Consider the following 18,828-nt stretch of genomic DNA (forward strand, 5'->3'; position numbering starts at 1 on the left):
TTTATGACGAACGATGCATTGAATAAGGAAGAATTTTTTGGACATCCAAAGGCGCTTTTTATATTGTTTTTTACCGAAATGTGGGAACGGTTTTCTTTCTACGGAATGAAAGCCCTGTTGATTTTTTATCTGACAAAATACCATTTGTTTTCGGATACTTCTGGAAATTTACTGATTGGGAGTTACGCTGCCTTGGTGTATGCAGTACCCGTTTTAGGCGGTTTTATTGCGGATCGCTATCTAGGATTTAGAAAAGCGATTGTTTTTGGAGGGATTATGCTGGTGCTAGGTCATATAGGGATGGCGTACGAAGGAAATGCCGCAACACAATCTATTACTGGCGAGATTACGCGGGACGAAACAGCCTTGCAAATATTTTATTTTTCATTATCCTTAATAATTGTTGGGGTAGGTTTTCTAAAAGCCAATATCTCTTCCTTAGTAGGGGAGTTGTATGAAACAGGTGATAAAAGAAGAGATTCTGGATTCACTTTGTTTTACATGGGGATCAACTTAGGATCCTTTATGGCTACATTAATATGTGGTTGGCTTGGAGAAACGTATGGATGGAGCTATGGTTTTGCAGCAGCTGGAGTCGGAATGTTTTTTGGATTAGTGACTTTTATTTCCGGAAGGAAATTATTAATGGGGAAAGGGGAAACTACCGTGCCTGAAATTTTAGAAAAAAGAGTATTCGGGGTCAAAAGCGAATGGCTAATTTATTTGCTAAGTGCTTCCTCGGCATTAATTTTTTGGCAAATGGTGCAACGTCATGAAGTGGTTTCTTATTCCTTGATGGTTGCCGGTGCTGTTTCGTTCGTTTATATAGTCTATTATGCCGTTACTCAATTGGATAAAAAAGCAAGAGAGCAATTAATGGCTTTAACCATTTTGATCGTATTTACGATTATCTTTTGGGCATTATTTGAACAAGCATATACTTCATTAAATTTATTTGCAGATCGCATTTTAGACAGAACGGTTTTTGGGTATACCATAACAGCTAGCCAGTTTTTAAGTTTTAATGCCTTGTTTATAATTTTATTAGCACCAGTTTTTGCTTGGTTGTGGGTAAAATTAGGGAAATACAATCCAAATACTGCCGTGAAATTTTCAATAGCATTGCTGTTGGTAGGTTTAGGTTTTGGGTCTTTGGTTTTAGGAATTAGTTTGTCAGGGATGGGAAAAGTAGCCATGATTTGGTTGATTCTTACGTACCTTTTGCATACTTGTGGGGAATTGTGCTTGTCACCAGTAGGCCTTTCAGCAGTGACTAAATTATCACCAGCAAAAATTGTGGGATTCATGATGGGCGTTTGGTTTTTAGCAACAGCCAGTTCCGAATTTATTGCTTCCATTTTGGCTAATATCGCTTCTGTCGATACTTCAAATGGTACAGCACCTGATTTGAACTTAGCAAAACAGAGTTACTTAGTACTTTTTGAATACTTGTTTTATACAGGACTAGGTTTCGGATTGCTGTTATTGGTACTTTCGCCAGTAATAAAAAAATTAATGCACGGAGTAGATAAAGAATTAAACAATTAATAATATGAGTGAAAATACTACAGATCAATTTTTTAAAAGTACCGTATTAGGGCATCCAGCGGGATTATTCGTTTTGTTTTTCACAGAGATGTGGGAGCGATTTTCATTCTACGGAATGCGTTCTTTACTGATATTATTTTTAACAGCTTCCTTTACAGATGGCGGTTGGGAATGGACTCGTGAAAATGCTTCTGCTTTATTTGGATCCTATGTTGGTTTGGTTTATTTATCCACAATGTTAGGTGGTTATTTTGCCGATAAAGTAATTGGTTTTAGATGGGCTGTTGTTGTTGGAGCCAGTTTAATGACTTTAGGACATGCTTCTATGGCTGTTGAAACAGAATTTTCTATTTATTTAGGATTAGTATTATTGGTTTTTGGGAATGGTTTTTTTAAACCAAACATGACATCAATCGTGTCTGAAATGTACAAAGACCGTCCTGAAAAGAAAGATGGTGCCTACACTTTATTTTACATGGGTGTAAATGCCGGAGCTTTCTTTGGTATTTTACTTTGTGGTTATTTAGGAGAAAAAGTAGGTTGGACGTATGGTTTTGGTTTAGCCGGGATTTTTATGTTTTTCGGAATGTTACAGTTTTGGTTGTCTCAAAATATCTTTGGAGACATTGGTTTAAAACCAAACAAAGAAAGCAAGGCGAAAGCAGAAGCTTTGGATACGGATAAAAGAAATCCTTTTTCACCAATACAATTAGCAGCTATTGCTTTTTCTTCTATATTAGCGTTATTATGGCTTGTGAATGATCCTGCTTCCAAAATATCTGGGGGCAAAGTAAATATTTTTTCATTCCTTGGAAAAGATGGTAATGCTATTGCGATACTTTCAGCACTAGTTGTTTTTATTATATTGTTGATTTATAGGTTTACCCAATATTCTAAAATTACTAAGGAAAAATTAATAGCGGTAACTTTCTTTGCATTTTTGACAATTTTCTTCTGGGCAATTTTTGAACAATCTCCAAACAGTTTAACCATTTTTGCGAATGATTACACAGATCGGGTGTTAACAGGTAATTGGAGCGTGGTTTTTCTAGTAATGAATTCCTTGATTACGATTTTACCATTGGTCATTATTACTTGGGTTTTAATTTTATTATTTAAACAAACCTTCCAGTTTTATGCCCTTGCAAATATTATTCTGAGCATCAGTTTTATTATTATTTGGGTTATAGCAATCTGGATGTTGACTAAAGATTATTACACAGCTGGATATTTGACATTATCAGATGCAACTTTACAAACATTAAAAATTGACAAAGTAACGACTGCCTTGACAGAAGTTCCTGCAACTTGGTTTTCTACCTTAAACTCCTTGTTCATTATCTCTTTGGCACCATTATTTTCAAAATGGTGGGAAAGCAAATACAATCCTTCTGCAAATTTAAAATATGGAATCGGAATGGGATTGTTAGCCCTTGGAATGGCTTGTGTCGCCTTTGGCGCAAGTGGAATCGAAGCGGGAGCAAAAACAGCTTCAGTGAGTATGATCTGGCTTATCTTAGTCTATCTTTTCCATACCATGGCAGAGTTGTGTATCTCACCGGTAGGATTATCTTATGTAAGTAAATTAGTTCCAGCTCGTATGATTGCTTTCATGTTTGGTGTTTGGTATTTAGCAGTAGCAATCGGTATGAAAGGTGCAGGTATGTTTGGAGAAAATATTGATAAAATAGCCAATGAACATGGATTAAGTTACTTCTTCTGGATGTTAACTATAATTTCCATTGTAGTTGCTTTATTCTCTGTTGCGATGACTCCTGTTATTAAAAAGTTGATGCATGGTGTTCGATAAATTTTAGGCATCATTTTTGAATTTAGAATCACTAAAATTATAGGTATGAAGAAAATTATAGTTGCCGTATTACTTTTTGCTGGATCATTTGCAGCCGAAGCACAGGAGTTAGTTTGGGAGACCAATGTCAATAAGGCAATGGAAATTTCGAATGAAACTAAAAAACCATTATTGTTATTTTTCACCGGAAGCGATTGGTGTGGATGGTGTATCCGTTTGCAGAAAGAAGTGTTGAGAACACCTGAATTTGCAGCTTGGGCCAAGGAAAACGTGGTTTTAGTAGAATTAGATTATCCAAGGAAAGCACTACAAACGCCGGAGATAAAAAAGCAAAATAACGAATTACAAATGGCTTTTGGAATTCAAGGATTTCCAACCATTATATTAGCAAATGGAGTCACAAAAGAAGGCAAAGTGAGTTTTGAAGGCATCGGCAGTACGGGTTACGTCGCTGGTGGACCTTCCGCTTGGCTAGCTGTAGCCAATAGTTTTCTTAAAAAATAAAAGTTTAATTCAATCTATAAAATCCCTTTTCACCAGTTGCGTGAAAAGGGATTTTTTGTTTTTCACAACTGGCTTTCCATTTTTTTTGAATGGTTTTAAAGTTGGATGCATCAGCAATGACTAATTTTGGTTTCATCTTTTGTAACATACGATCTAAATTTATTTTAGCAGATTGTGTCAATAGGATAATATCTGGGGCGCTGTTTTCCGGATAAAGTCCGGAGCTGTCTAAAACAAAAATCTTTTTTCCATTAAAATAGATAAAGTTAGAAAGTTGTCGTTTTTGTAATAAAGTGCTTAAATGTGCGATGCGATAGGATTTTAAAAGGCGGTTTTGCTGAGCAGTATTTAAAAGGCTGTCATTGGCATATAGTAAAATATGTTCACCTTTCCTTTCTGTAATCAAAGTGCTGTTTTTGCTGTTAAAAACCAGTAGTTCCTGTTCGTTTAGGATTTTCCAATGTATTTTAAAATAAGAAAGTTGTAATATAATTATGGAAATTAAGACTGCAATCAATTTATTAAAGCTTGGTTTTTTAAACCAAATGATTACTGTAAATAGTAATGTATAACCGCTCAGTAAAAAATAAAAATGAAGTGGTATGTCCTGAATGATGAACTGTTCGAAGGAAGCAATTGCGTTGATAATTTTGTTCAAACAGTAAATGCTTGATTCCAATAGGTCAGAAAGAAAAGGAGGAATAAGGTTGAATGCAGCCATAAGCATGACAAGCACTCCTAAAATCATAATGAAACTTAATACTGGAATAATAACTAAATTGGTTATAAAAAATAAGCACGGAAACTGATGAAAATAATAAATGCTTAGTGGTAAAGTACCTATTTGTGCAGCAATAGAAACGGTTAGAATATTCCAGATGTAGTTTGAAACTTTGTTTTTAGGTAACCAAATCGAAGCCAGAAGTGGCTGTAACCAAACAATAAAAAACAAAGCGATATAGCTCAATTGAAAACCAACATCAAATAAAAAAGAAGGTTCAAAAAGTAAAATCAACAACGCAGAAACTAATAAAGTGTGGTATATGTTTACACTTCTCCGGAGATGATTTCCAATGGCTACAAAGGAAAACATGGTTACGGATCGAACCACTGAAGGCGCTAAACCCGCAATGATTCCAAACATGGCTAAGGAGAGGAGAATGACGAGTAACTTGATAAAAGAACCTCGCTTTGTGTTTGGAATTGCTTGTAGCATATATGTTACAAAAAGCAATATAAATCCAATATGTAATCCCGATACGGATAAGATATGAACGGCTCCTGCATATTGATAATCCCGAATAATTTCTGGAGCAATATCTTGTTGTTGTCCCATGATTAAAGCAATAGCTACATTCAGCTCGGATTTTTTAAAGTTATTTTTCTCTAAATTTTTAATAATTCTAGTTCTTAATTGAGAAGAATAGTACCAGATGTTTTTCTCACTTTCAGTACTAATTTTTATTTGGTCAACGTTGGCATATAGTTGTGCATAAATTTGTTTGTTTTTCAGGTACTTACTATAATCAAATTGATTAGGATTATTTGGCGGTTTGTTTCTCGTTAGCATTCCTTTAATCAGTAAAGAATTCCCTGCTTTAATTGCGTGTTTTGAACTGTTCTTTTGAATGTTTAGTATAATCTTTCCGGTTTGTTCTTTTCCATCTATACGGTTTACAATGGCAATGTATCGGTCGCTAAACAGATTACTTTTTAGTTTTTCTCTTATCGTAATAGAAATTGAAAGGGGTCGTGCAAAAATTTCTAAGTTATGAATGTAATTGCTTTTCTGAAAAGAATCAGTATGAACTATTTGGTTAGAAATACCAATAATAAAAGACAGAAGATAAGTTCCAATACCAAAATAAATGGAGCCTTTGCTTTTAGAGAAAAAGTACAGTGTTCCAAAAAGAATAATGGAGATTAAAAGAATAGTGAAAACTGACGAAATAGAAGGTTGTACGTAATGTGCGAAAAGCAACCCTAATACAAACCCGATTGTTATTCTTGCTAAAGGGAATCGTAGTACTTTCATAACCCTAAAGTACGTAATTTTAGTAAGAAATAGATTTATTTTTAGAGCATCTGTTTAGTTAAATATTCCATTTCGGTTAGGGCCTATTTAATTGCTAAAGTATTCGATTGATCTGAACAAATGTTTTTTTATAATAGGGCTCTTTAGTTGAGGAAATAATTACTCCTTTTGAAGTAGAGGAATGTATGAATTTTATTTCTTCATCTGTGACTTCTATCACTATTCCTACATGGTTTATGTGTGTTTTTTTGCTGGTTTTAAAGAATATCAAGTCTCCTTTTTGGGCATGATCTCGTTTTTTATCTAATACGATCCCTATTTTTGATTGTTCAAACGAATTGCGAGGTAAGGTTATGTTTTCTGAACGAAATACAGTATACATCAAACCGGAACAGTCAAAACCGGTACTAGTAGTGCCCCCGTATTTATATTTTGTACCAATATTTTCAGCGGCTGAATTTATTAATTGTTCTGCTAATTGATTATTTTTTCTCTTATCGGACCGAGATGATTTTTCTTTCGTAGCGCCTTTTTTTGAAGGTTCAATTGAGGAGGTAGATTTACAAGCGGTAAAAAAAGTAACAAGCAATAAAAGATACAGGAAACGTTTCAAAAGGGTTTGTTTTTAGTTGATTTTAGAATTTAAAGTAAATTAAGATTTATTTTAAATCACTAACAATAAGGGTGGCTGTTTTTTCACTAGCCCCAATTCCGCCTAATTGCTCTTCTAATAACGCATATTTTTCTAAAAGCGTATTGCGATTGTTGGTTTTTAGTATTTTTTGAAGTTCCTCCCGTATGCGTCTTGTATTGCATTGCTCTTGAATTAACTCGGTGACAACTTCTTCATCCATGATTAAATTTACTAGAGAAATGTATTTGAGTGTAATGACTCGTTTCGCAATTTGGTACGAAACCCAACTTCCTTTATAGCATACTACTTCTGGAACTTTAAAAAGTGCTGTTTCAAGTGTAGCAGTTCCTGACGTAACTAATGCAGCTGTTGCATTACGCAATAAATCATAGGTTTTATTAGAGATAAATTTTATGTTTTCCTGAGTAATGAAAGTGTTATAAAGAGAAAATTCCTGACTAGGAGCTCCGGCAATTACAAATTGATAGTCTGGAAAATCAGGGACAATACTTAGCATTACAGAGAGCATTTTAGTAATTTCCTGTTTTCTACTACCGGGTAAAATAGCAATAATTGGTTTGTCGTTTAATGAATTTTCTTTCCTGAAAATAAAAGGGTCTATTTTAGGTTGATTTTGAATGGCATCAATTAATGGATGTCCTACAAATTCTACTGGGAAATGATGTTTGTCTTCGTAAAACTTTTTTTCGAAAGGCAAAATCACAAACATTTTATCAATGTCGCGTTTAATCTCTGTAATTCTACTTTCCTTCCAAGCCCAAATTTGAGGAGAAATATAATAGTGCGTTTTCATACCTAATTTTTTGGCCCATTTTGCAATTCGTAAATTAAAACCTGGATAGTCAATAAAAACAAGAACATCGGGCCGAAACCCTACAATATCTTTTTTGCATATCTTGATGTTGTTCAGAATGGTTTTAAGGTTGAAAATCACTTCAATGAAACCCATGAAGGCTAATTCTCGGTAATGTTTCACTAATGTCCCTCCAGCACTTTGCATCAATTCACCACCCCAAAAACGGATTTCGGCAGTAGGATCTTTTTTATATAGTTCTTTCATCAAATTAGAGCCGTGCAAATCACCTGAAGCTTCTCCTGCAATTATATAATATTTCATTTTTTTTCGGTTAGAAAATTTAAACGGATTAAATCATATTTAACGTCCCCTGCTTTTTCGAGAACAAAAGTAAATTCAAATAAAGATAGTGAGTATCGCCAAGACAATTACAGCCAAAACTACTCCACGCGCCATTATTTCTTTATTTATTTTTAGCAAAATTCCAAAGGTCAGTAAGGCAAGTATAGATCCTAATGTGATTATTTTTCCCAAATTTCCTTGTGATTTCATAATTTGGATCCCCGCAATAAACTTGAATTCAGTAAAAAAAGTGATAAAAATATACGAACCAAAGAGTGTCGTGGCAAAACCTATTAAAAAGCCGAGTAGTAAATCTTTTTTATTCATTCCATTTCCAGGTATTAAGTTGTTGTATAGCATGATGTGCTGTCAAATCAAATTGAACAGGTACAACCGATATAAATCCATTTTCTAAGGCCCATTCATCCGTATCTTCTCCTTTGTCTTGGTTTACAAATTCACCTGCAAGCCAGTAATAATCTCTTCCTTGAGGTGTTTTTCTTTTATCGAATTTTTCTACCCAAATAGCTTTTGCTTGGCGGCAGATCCGAATTCCTTTGATGTTTTTTTTTTCTAATTTGGGGAAATTAACATTCAAAACTACCCCTTCCGGCAGGCCGTTTTCTAAAACTTCTACTGAAATTTTGTGAATAAAAGATTTTACAGCATCAAAATTAGCGTTCCAATCGTAATCCAACAACGAAAAACCGATAGCTGGAATTCCCTCAATTCCTGCTTCAACAGCGGCACTCATTGTTCCGGAATAAATTACATTTATAGAAGAATTTGAACCGTGGTTAACACCTGAGACACACAGGTCAGGTTTTCGTTTCAAAATTTCGTTGACCGCAAGTTTTACACAGTCTACTGGTGTTCCGGAACAACTGTATTCAAGAAAGGGATCGTTTTCTTTTGAGATTTTATTTAAATATAAAGTGCTGTTTATAGTAATGGCATGACCCATGGCACTTTGGGGTGTATCTGGTGCGACCACAACAATATCTCCTAATTCAGCCATAACTGAAATTAATGCTCTAAGACCAGGTGCTGAAACACCATCATCGTTAGTTATTAAAATTAAGGGTTTTATTTTTTTCATTATTTAGCAAAGAAAGTTTGATTTTTATGATTTTGATGGCAAATGTAATGACACCGAATGGGATTCAGTAAACAAAAGATAAAAATATGTTATCTTGATACATTTCGCATAATAAAAAAAAACATTTTTTATATCTTTAACAAAAATTTATGGAGACTCCGCTGCTGTTGGCATAGTTTTTACCGTAACTTAGAATAAAAATTCATGAATACTATTCTTAACTTTATGAAAAGAAATTATAAAATTATACTTGTTGTCGTATGTATTTCGGTGACATTGTTTGCCTTTAAAATGAATACTTCAAAAACGGCAGATCCAGAAAAAGACAAACTGCTTTTGGAGTTACTGACCTTTGTTATAGAAAAAGGGCATTACAGTCCTGCAACAATTGACGATGCTTTCTCAAAAGGAATATATAAAGATTATATAGAGGCGTTGGATCCTTCCAAACGTTTTTTTATGCAAGCTGATATTGAAGAATTTTCAAAATTCGAGTTGCAATTAGACGACCAGTTGTTGAATAAAGATTTGTCATTCTTTAATTTAACCTACGATCGTTTGATGAAAAGAATGAATGAAAGCACTAAAATTTATAAAGAGGTATTAAGTACTCCTTTTGATTACACTATTGACGAAAGTTTTAATATAGATTATGAGAAGGCTCCTTACCCAAAAAATATAACTGAACTTAAGGACAAATGGCGCAAGCAAATTAAATTATCAACACTATCATCTCTAATTGATAAACAAAAATTAGAACAGGATAAAAAGAAAAATGATACAAACTACAGCATCAAGTCTTTTGATGTTTTAGAAAAAGAAACCAGAGAAAGTTCGGTAAAATCCTTAGATGAATATTTTGGATTTATAAAGGATTTAGATAGAAACGATTGGTTTTCGGTTTATATCAATTCAATTACCGCTCGTTTTGATCCACATACCAATTATTTTGCTGCTGAAGAAAAAGAGCGCTTTGATGTGAGTATTAGTGGTAAATTAGAAGGAATTGGCGCTCGTCTTCAAAAGAAAAACGATTTAACTGAAATTTCTGAGCTTATTTCAGGAGGACCAGCTTGGAGAGGAAAACAACTGGAGGCAGGAGATTTAATTATGAAGGTTGCGCAAGGAAATGGAGAAGCTGTTGATGTTGTTGGGATGCGCCTTGATGACGTTGTAAAGAAAATTAAAGGACCTAAAGGTTCCGAAGTACGTCTTACCGTTAAAAAAGTGGATGGAACAATTAAAGTTATTTCTATTGTTAGAGATATTGTAGAAATAGAAGAAACGTATGCAAAATCGAGTATTGTAAATAAAAATGGATTGAAATACGGGGTTATCTATTTACCGAAATTTTATATTGATTTTGAGAACACTAATGGGAGAGATGCGGGAAAAGATATTGCCATTGAAGTTGATCGATTGAAAAAAGCAGGAGTTAACGGTATTGTACTTGATGTTAGGGATGATGGTGGTGGATCTTTATCTACCGTGGTCGATATTGCAGGATTGTTTATTGAGCAAGGGCCAATCGTTCAGATTAAATCTGCCGGTAGAAAAAAAGAAGTGCTTTATGATCGAGATTCAAAAATAGAGTGGGACGGTCCTTTGGTAATTATGGTAAATAGTTTTTCTGCTTCCGCATCTGAGATTTTGGCTGCTGCCATACAGGATTATAAAAGAGGAATTATTATTGGTAGTAAACAGACATATGGTAAAGGAACAGTTCAAAATGTTATTGATTTAAATCAATTTGTAAGGAGTAGTTCCGTTGGAGATTTGGGAGCCATTAAAACTACTACCCAAAAATTTTATAGAATTAATGGGGGTTCAACACAATTAGAAGGAGTGCGTAGCGATATTGTTATGCCAGATCGTTATGCCTATTTAAAAATGGGAGAGCGTGATGTTGATAATGCGATGCCTTGGGACAAAATTGATCAGGCTGATTATACCGTGTGGAACAATAATGCTAATTTTAGCCAAGCGATCATTAATAGTAAGAACAGGATTAATGAAAATTCGCAATTTCAGTTAATAGAAGAAAATGCAAAATGGATTGATAGTAGAAGTGAAGAAAACGTTTATAGTTTGAATATTGATAAATTTAAAATCGCTCAATCAGAAATTGAAGAGAAAGCTAAAAAATACAAACCAATTATAGACTATAAGAATGCATTAACATTTACTTCATTGCCTTATGAAGCAGACGCCATGAGTAAAGATATAACTTTGAAAGAAAAGAGAGAAAGATGGCATGAAGCGCTATCTAAAGATATTTATGTAGAGGAAGCCTTAAATGTTTTGGATGATTTGCAATCAAAAGCAATTTCTAAAAAGAGTGTTCCGGTTAAAATCAAAAAAGATAAATTGGCAAAATCTTAAGTTAGATCTATAATAGATAATAATAGTAAGCTGAAACGCCCAAGAAATTTAAATAATTTCTTGGGCGTTTCTATTTTGTAAATAGTAGGGACTAATTGTAATTTGCTATAGATGATTTTGTTCTGCCAGTTCTTGTTGTGCATGCATCGTAACTGAGTCAACTAAACTATCATCTAACTCAAACCATTATGAATGTAATAAGGAACTGTTTATATTAAACTAGCAAAAGGGTGTTATTGAAGCTAGCTAATTTTTTAAAACAGAAAGCTATATTTAACGTTTAATTTATTGAAAGTAAACTAAGCTTTACAAAGGTGTTTTGATGTTAAGCAAAATAAATCTTTAGATATAATTTTACCACTCGTTTACTTTATTAGCATCCATTTTGATAAAAATAAATAGTAAAATAGTGAATCCCCATAGTCCGGAACCTCCATAAGAGAAGAAGGGCAACGGTACTCCAATCGTTGGGAAAATTCCAACTACCATAGCAATATTTACAAAGAAATGTGTAAACAAAATACCGGCAACACAATAGCCATAAACCCTGCTAAATTTTGTTTTTTGCCTTTCAGCCAAATAAATTATTCTAAGAAATAAGCCGGTAAAAAGAGCGATAACCACTAATGAACCCGCAAATCCCCATTCTTCTCCTACTGTAGTAAATATGTAATCGGTATGTTGTTCCGGTACAAAGCCACCTTTAGTCTGGGTGCCTTCGAGAAATCCTTTTCCAATCCAACCTCCAGAACCAATTGCAATTTCTGACTGATTGGTATTGTATCCAATCCCTTTCATGTCTACGGTTTTTCCTAAAAGTATGTTGAATCGATCTCTGTGGTGTTGTTTGAACACATTGTCAAACACATAATCTACTGATAAGACAAATCCAGAAATTAGCACAAAAAGTATACTGCTAAGAACGATATTTCTATCACCTAATCGAGATTTGAAATGTACGATTAACAAAATGATAAATCCAATGAGAATTACATATTGTGGTTCTAATACTAACGTTAGGACAAATAGAAGAATAGTTACAAAACCAGTCCATACATACCAAGCAGGAAGACCTTCACGATATAAAACGATGATAAATATGCTGTAAATTAAGGCACTTCCAGGATCGGGTTGTGGTAGAATTAGTAGTACCGGTAGTAAGATTATAGCTAATGCTTGCCATTGTCTGGTTACATCCTTAAGATTGATTTGGGTGTCACTTAAATATTTTGCTAAAGCCAATGCTGTTGCTGCTTTTGCAAATTCAGAAGGTTGAATTGTAAAACTTCCTATAGCATACCAACAGCGTTGTCCAGCTATTGTTTTTCCAAATAAAAATAATCCCGCAAGTGATAGTAGTGAAACACCAAATATGATACTTGCATATTTCTCATAAAATTTCCCGTCCACTGAGAGTACGATGAAAATCAAGGGAATGGTAAGTACAATAAATATTAATTGTTTTTCATAAGTGTCTTCCATTGAAGATAAAGAAGAAGAATAGATATTCAACCACCCCATAATAACTAATGAGGCATAAATGATTATACTTATCCAGTCAATATTATTTGTTACACTTTGATTTTTCATCTGAATTAAATAACTTGTTTTTTCTCTTTGGTGGAATCAATTTTTACTTTTAAATTGGGAATTATTGTTTTCTTTTTTAGAAGAGAATCACTAATTCTTAATTGTAATTTTACCGCTTCAGAAAGTCCGCCTAATTTTGCATATTGACTTTGTAGGCTGGTTGCAAGTATTCTTTTTTCTAAATCAAGTCTGGTAATTTTTTGTCTTAGGTATTTTTCAATCATCAAACTTGCTATAGGTCCTGCTATTGTTGCACCAAACCCTCCATTCTCAACCATAATAGCAATAGCAATTTTAGGATTGTCTTTTGGAGCAAAAGCAACAAATATGGAATGGTCTTTAAGTTGGACTCTTTTACCACCAATTTTAGCGAAATTTTCTGCCGTTCCTGTTTTGCCACAAATATCAATTCCTTCCACTTTAAGAGCACTTGCGGTTCCCATATTGTAAACGTCAAATAAACCACTAATTATAGGTTTGAAGTGTCTTTTCTCAATTGTAGTTACATGCTTGGTTGTGAATTTTTTATCAATGCTTTGGCCTTCTATTCTTTTGATAATATGAGGGGTAAAATAATAGCCTTCATTAGCGATTGTTGCCATCATATTAGCTAACTGAATAGGCGTCATCACGACTTCACCTTGACCAATTGAATTAGAAACGATAGTGGTGCTTCTCCATCCGCCATTCGGGTATATGCGTTTGTATGTTTTTGAATCGGGGACTTTTCCTTTTTTACCAGTTGGTAGATCATAGCCCATAAATTGTCCTAGACCAAAACTTTTTATATGGTTACTCCAAACATCTACCGCTTGTGCGGGTTTAGTATATTTGTTTATTGTTTTCATGTAAGCTGTAGCAAAATAGGAATTACAAGATTCATAAATTCCTCTATGCAACTGAAGGCTACCACCTCTACAATGACATCGCATGAATCGCCCTCGTGCATAGCTAAAACCACGGTTGCAACTAACGGTTGTGTTTGCATCTATTACACCTTCTTGCAATGCAACAAGTCCGGTTAAAATTTTGAAAGGTGACCCAGGAGGATACTCGGCTAATAAACCTCTATCATATAGCGGTTTTGCAATGGAATCACGGTATAATTCAGTATAATTTTTTGAGCGTTGTCTCCCCACTAATATAGAAGGGTCATAAGATGGCGCAGTAACCAATGCCAGAATTTCTCCCGTCCTAGGTTCAATGGCAACAATTCCACCTCTTTTATTGATCATTAATTCCTCACCATATTTTTGCAATTCAGCATCTATTGTTAGATTGATATCTTCGCCTTGAACTGCAATAGTATCGTATTTTCCATCTTTGTAGGAGCCAATTTCACGATTGTATTTATCTTTCTGAAAATACTTTACTCCCTTTACTCCACGTAAAAGATCTTCATAACTCTCTTCAACACCTTGTCTTCCTATTAAATCACCACTATTATAGTATGGGTTTTTTTCAACTAATTTTTCGTTTACTTGAGTAATAAATCCAAAAACATTAGCGCCAAAACCAACTTCATAATCACGAAGAGAACGCTTTTGAAAATAAAATCCTTCGTATTTTCTTATTTTCTCTTGAAAAGCTGCAAATTCGCTTTTATTTAACTGCGATAGAAAAACAGACGGTAAGCGTGGACTGTAAACCTTCGCTTTTTCAATTTTTTTAATAAAATCTTCTTTAGTAATATTCAGCAACTGGCAAAATTCTAAAGTATCTGTTTTTTTTACTTCTCGAGGTATTACCATGATGTCATAAGAAGCCTGATTAGCAACTAATAACTTTCCTTTGCGGTCATAAATATAGCCCCGTTCCGGATACTCATATTTTTTTTTAATAGCGTTATTTTCGGATTTTAATTTTAGAGTGTCGTCAACCACTTGCAAATAAAAGATTCGCATTACAAGTAAAGTAGTAGCAAGAATGATTAAGGAAGGCAACAAGACTTTTCTCATCTTTTGTTTGGCTTAATGAGGTATATTATGATAATGCAAATAACGATTGTGAATACAGTGCTTAATAATGTAGTTATTAAAGTGTCTAGTATAAAGGTCAATTGGAATGCTTCCAATAAAAATAAGGTAAAGTGATGTAGTACTACCGAAAGTAATATAAATGAAAAGCGTTGCGGTGTTAGAACATCATTTAATCTTATGGTTTGATATTCATAACTCAGACCAAATGCAAATTTAAAGATGGAAGGTCTGATATAAGCTAAAACTAAACATGCCGTCGCATGTGTTCCTCCGGAATTAGTAAACAGATCCATGATAAGTCCAAGCAAGAAGCTAGCCGCTACCAAGCCTGATTTATTTCCATTTACAGGATACAGTATTATGAATAGTATATATGGAAATGGACTGATATAGCCCAAGAAATTCATGTTATTGAAGATAATGATTTGAAGTGCTAACAACAGAATAAATCGGAAAATATTGACTAACAAGGTGCTATTCATCCTTTTCTTTTTTTTCTAAATTAGTAATTTCTTCACGATCTTTACTTTTTATGATGTAAACATGGCCTAAATTTGTCATGTCGTTAAAAAGTTTTACATCCAGTGTGTAATAATTGGTTTGTGTGTCTCTGTAAATTTTAGCGATAGTACCAATGTTGATGTTTTCTGGAAAAATAACGGACTGTCCTCCGGTCACAATAGTGTCTCCAATTTTTATTAATGCTAATCGGGGAAGATCTGTTAATTGAACAAAGCCAGTACTCTTGCCATTCCAGTTTAACGAACCGAAATGATCTGATTTTTTAATTTTGGCATTGATTTGAGATCTTTTATTCAGGATGCTTATTACAGTAGAATATTTTGGGGAGGTGTTTTCAATTATCCCTACGATGCCTAAACTGTTAATCACTCCCATATCTGGCCTCACGCCGTCTATTTCGCCAGAATTTAATGTGAGGTAATTTTCATAGACATTATAAGAATTGTGAATCACTTTTGACACTAGTATGTCTTCAGGTTTTACGCCTTTTAAACTGTCTAATGTTTTAACGGCAGTAGTGTCTTTACTATTAAATAGAAGGCTTTTTAGTTTAGCATTTTCAATAGCAAGTGCATCATTTTGAGTTTTTAGATTCAAATACTCATTTAGATTATTCACCCTTTCATAAACACCACCACTTAAAAAATTAGCGGAACTTATTATTTTACTTCTGTGGAAGGAATGGGATTGAATCGTGAGTGATAACGAGATACCCAAAAGCAGCAAAAACAGTATTCTGTTACTGTTTTTAAAAATAAAATTAAATATTTGCTGCATTGTATAAAATTAAATATTAAATAATTCAAAAAAAAGTAAATTCTAAATTCTTCTTTTTAATAATCAAAAGTAAAAATTGGAATTTAGAATTTATTTTTTGGTTATTTTATAAGGATACTTTTAAATTTCACGATATTTTTAAGTGCCATACCTGTTCCTCTTACAACAGCTCTCAATGGATCTTCGGCAATATAAACAGGTAAATCTGTTTTTTGCGAAATTCTTTTGTCTAAACCTCTAAGCATTGATCCCCCACCAGCAAGATAGATACCGGTATTGTAAATGTCGGCCGCTAATTCTGGGGGTGTTTGAGATAAAGTTTCCATTACAGCATCTTCAATTCGTTGTATCGATTTGTCAAGTGCTTTGGCAATTTCTCTATACGAAACTTCAACTTGCTTCGGTTTACCGGTAAGTAAATCTCTACCTTGAACTGACATGTCTTCGGGAGGAGTTTCTAAATCTTCTATTGCGGCACCAATTTGTATTTTTATTTTTTCAGCAGTACTTTCTCCAACAAAAAGGTTGTGTTGGGTACGCATGTAATAAACGATGTCATTGGTAAATACATCGCCGGCAATTTTAACTGATTTGTCACAAACAATTCCGCCTAGAGCGATTACTGCAATTTCAGTTGTTCCCCCACCGATGTCAACAATCATATTTCCCTTAGGTTGCATAATGTCAATACCTATTCCTATAGCTGCTGCCATAGGTTCGTGTATTAAATATACTTCTTTACCATTTACCCTTTCACAAGATTCTTTAACTGCCCTCATCTCTACTTCAGTGATACCAGATGGAATACAAACAACCATTCTTAATGCTGGAGTAAACATTCTTTTTTTCAATGCTGGTATGCTTTTTATAAACATACTGATCATTTTTTCTGAAGCATCAAAATCAGCAATTACACCGTCTTTTAAAGGCCTTATTGTTTTAATGTTTTCATGTGTTTTACCCTGCATCATGTTGGCTTCTTTACCAACAGCAATGATTTTGCCCGAAACTCTATCGCGAGCTACTATTGAAGGGCTGTCAATTACGACTTTATCATTATGAATGATTAAAGTATTAGCGGTACCAAGGTCTATCGCAATATCCTCGGTCATGAAATCAAAAAATCCCATAAGTTTTTTAAGGGTTAAAAGTTATAAATTTGTGACGGACAAAGTTAAACAAATTAATGTTTAAAATGACGAGTTCCTGTAAATACCATTGCAACTTTATTTTCGTTGCAATAATTGATGCTCAATTCGTCTTTTATTGAGCCTCCAGGCTGAATTACGGCAGTTATTCCGGCATTTTTAGCTATTTCCACACAATCGGGAAAAGGAAAAAATGCATCACTTGCCATTGACGCTCCATGCAAATCAAATCCAAAATTTTTAGCTTTTTCTATAGCTTGTAGCAAGGCATCAACTCGTGATGTTTGTCCTGTGCCAGAAGCAATAAGTGTGCCGTTTTTAGCAAAAACAATCGTGTTGGATTTTGTGTTTTTACAAATTTTAGACGCAAATATTAAATCTTGAATTTCTTGTTCTGTAGGCGTATGTATTGTAACGGTTCTTAAGGCTTCTTTATTGTCAGTGATGTTGTTTCTTTCCTGAACTAAAATCCCATTCAAGCAAGTTCGTACTAGTTTTTGCGGTAATGCAACCTCGTTTTGCACTAATATGATTCGGTTTTTCTTTTCTTGTAAAATAGCCGTAGCTTCATCATCATATTCCGGAGCAATTACGACCTCGCAAAACAATTTGTTTATTTCTGTGGCAGTTGCAATATCAATTTTGGTATTGGAAATCAAAACACCTCCAAAAGCGGAAGTAGGATCACACGCCAATGCGGCTAAATAAGCTTCGGTAATGCTTGCTCTTGATGCTAGCCCGCAAGCGTTATTGTGTTTTAATATGGCAAATGTAGGACCGTCATTTTTGAATTCATTAATCAAATTTACCGCAGCGTCTACATCCAATAAGTTGTTGTACGATAATTCTTTTCCATGAACTTTTTTGAACATCGCGTCAAAGTCACCAAAGAAAAATCCTTTTTGATGTGGGTTTTCACCATATCTTAAAACTTGGCCATTGGCAATACTTTCTTTATAAATGGTTTCATCTTTGTTGAAGTAGTTAAAGATAGCAGTATCATAGTGGGACGAAACATGAAATGCTTTTGTAGCCAATAATTTTCTGTCTTCCAAAGTTGTTGCGCCATTTTGCTCTGTAATCAAATCTAGTAGTAAAGGGTATTGATCAACCGACGCTACGATTACGGTGTCCTTGAAATTTTTTGCGGCAGCACGAATTAAAGAAATACCACCAATATCTATCTTTTCAATTATATCTGCTTCAGTAGCTCCTGATGCAACCGTTTTCTCAAAAGGATATAGGTCAACAATGACCAAATCAATTTGTGGAATGTTAAACTCTTGCATTTGTTGTACATCACTCTCATTATCTTGGCGATTTAGTATTCCTCCGAAGACTTTTGGGTGTAATGTTTTTACTCTACCACCTAAAATGGAAGGGTAAGAAGTCACATCTTCAACAGGAATTACAGGAATCCCTAAATTTTTTATGAAATCCTCTGTTCCTCCAGTAGAATAAAGTGTAACATTTTGACTGTTTAGTTGTCTTACTATAGGTTCCAATCCTTCTTTCGAAAAGACTGAGATTAATGCCGATTGAATTTTTTTAGTTGTGCTCATTATGTAGTTATAATTATAAAATGCAAAAATAGTTTTTTAATGTTAAAATTAAGCCATTTGAAATTGAGATAATTGTAAA

The 18,828-nt window shown here is 34.0% G+C and carries 15 protein-coding genes; 4 read left to right on the top strand and 11 right to left on the bottom strand.

What is annotated here, in order from left to right:
- The first annotated feature begins 3 nt into the window (after positions 1-3).
- From ACNQF9_RS05800 to ACNQF9_RS05810, 3 genes are read left to right on the top strand one after another with little or no spacing between them, the layout of a single operon-like run.
- Positions 4-1,548, top strand: coding sequence for a peptide MFS transporter (locus tag ACNQF9_RS05800; RefSeq protein ID WP_417959286.1), 1,545 nt, complete (start codon positions 4-6; stop codon positions 1,546-1,548).
- Between the two features lie 4 nt (positions 1,549-1,552).
- Positions 1,553-3,358: a peptide MFS transporter gene (locus ACNQF9_RS05805; protein ID WP_417959287.1), complete on the top strand. Its 1,806-nt coding sequence runs from the start codon at positions 1,553-1,555 to the stop codon at positions 3,356-3,358.
- Between the two features lie 45 nt (positions 3,359-3,403).
- On the top strand, positions 3,404-3,862 hold the full coding sequence (locus ACNQF9_RS05810; protein WP_417959289.1) for a thioredoxin family protein: 459 nt from the start codon (positions 3,404-3,406) through the stop codon (positions 3,860-3,862).
- Positions 3,863-3,866: 4 nt separating this feature from the next.
- On the opposite strand, the gene ACNQF9_RS05815 is transcribed toward ACNQF9_RS05810, so the two are convergent.
- The 5 genes from ACNQF9_RS05815 to surE form a co-directional block, all read right to left on the bottom strand.
- On the bottom strand, positions 3,867-5,897 hold the full coding sequence (locus ACNQF9_RS05815; protein WP_417959290.1) for a ComEC/Rec2 family competence protein: 2,031 nt from the start codon (positions 5,895-5,897) through the stop codon (positions 3,867-3,869).
- Between the two features lie 94 nt (positions 5,898-5,991).
- A complete protein-coding gene (locus ACNQF9_RS05820; protein WP_417959291.1) occupies positions 5,992-6,510 on the bottom strand; it encodes a C40 family peptidase in 519 nt (172 codons plus the stop codon).
- 46 nt (positions 6,511-6,556) lie between these two features.
- On the bottom strand, positions 6,557-7,669 hold the full coding sequence (gene lpxB, locus ACNQF9_RS05825; protein ID WP_417959292.1) for a lipid-A-disaccharide synthase: 1,113 nt from the start codon (positions 7,667-7,669) through the stop codon (positions 6,557-6,559).
- Between the two features lie 75 nt (positions 7,670-7,744).
- Positions 7,745-8,017 carry a hypothetical protein gene (locus tag ACNQF9_RS05830; RefSeq protein WP_417959293.1) on the bottom strand — a complete coding sequence of 91 codons (273 nt, stop codon included), beginning with the start codon at positions 8,015-8,017 and terminating at the stop codon, positions 7,745-7,747.
- Positions 8,010-8,789 (bottom strand): 5'/3'-nucleotidase SurE, encoded by a 780-nt coding sequence (gene surE, locus ACNQF9_RS05835; RefSeq protein ID WP_417959294.1) that lies wholly within the window; start codon positions 8,787-8,789, stop codon positions 8,010-8,012. Before surE ends, ACNQF9_RS05830 begins: the two co-directional genes overlap by 8 nt.
- Positions 8,790-8,993: 204 nt before the next feature.
- Between surE and ACNQF9_RS05840 the strand changes: the two genes are divergently transcribed.
- Positions 8,994-11,171, top strand: a complete 2,178-nt coding sequence (locus ACNQF9_RS05840; protein WP_417959295.1) for a carboxy terminal-processing peptidase — start codon at positions 8,994-8,996, stop codon at positions 11,169-11,171.
- A 354-nt stretch (positions 11,172-11,525) separates the two neighbouring features.
- Here the strand turns inward: ACNQF9_RS05840 and rodA are convergent, their stop codons facing one another.
- The 6 genes from rodA to purH all read right to left on the bottom strand — a co-directional run bounded on the left by rodA (position 11,526) and on the right by purH (position 18,749).
- A complete protein-coding gene (gene rodA, locus ACNQF9_RS05845; RefSeq protein WP_417959296.1) occupies positions 11,526-12,761 on the bottom strand; it encodes a rod shape-determining protein RodA in 1,236 nt (411 codons plus the stop codon).
- 5 nt (positions 12,762-12,766) lie between these two features.
- A complete protein-coding gene (gene mrdA / locus ACNQF9_RS05850; RefSeq protein ID WP_417959297.1) occupies positions 12,767-14,719 on the bottom strand; it encodes a penicillin-binding protein 2 in 1,953 nt (650 codons plus the stop codon).
- The gene (mreD, locus tag ACNQF9_RS05855) at positions 14,716-15,222 is read right to left on the bottom strand and encodes a rod shape-determining protein MreD (protein ID WP_417959298.1); all 507 of its coding nucleotides are present in this window, start codon (positions 15,220-15,222) and stop codon (positions 14,716-14,718) included. Before mreD ends, mrdA begins: the two co-directional genes overlap by 4 nt.
- On the bottom strand, positions 15,215-16,039 hold the full coding sequence (gene mreC / locus ACNQF9_RS05860) for a rod shape-determining protein MreC (protein ID WP_417989822.1): 825 nt from the start codon (positions 16,037-16,039) through the stop codon (positions 15,215-15,217). The genes mreD and mreC overlap by 8 nt, the downstream gene beginning before the upstream one ends.
- Before the next feature lie 101 nt (positions 16,040-16,140).
- Entirely contained in the window at positions 16,141-17,169 is a 1,029-nt protein-coding gene (locus ACNQF9_RS05865) for a rod shape-determining protein (RefSeq protein WP_269686529.1), read from the bottom strand.
- Between the two features lie 53 nt (positions 17,170-17,222).
- The gene (purH, locus tag ACNQF9_RS05870; protein ID WP_417959300.1) at positions 17,223-18,749 is read right to left on the bottom strand and encodes a bifunctional phosphoribosylaminoimidazolecarboxamide formyltransferase/IMP cyclohydrolase; all 1,527 of its coding nucleotides are present in this window, start codon (positions 18,747-18,749) and stop codon (positions 17,223-17,225) included.
- Positions 18,750-18,828 lie beyond the last annotated feature (79 nt).

Source organism: Flavobacterium amylolyticum (assembly GCF_048284335.1).
Taxonomy (GTDB): Bacteria; Bacteroidota; Bacteroidia; order Flavobacteriales; family Flavobacteriaceae; genus Flavobacterium.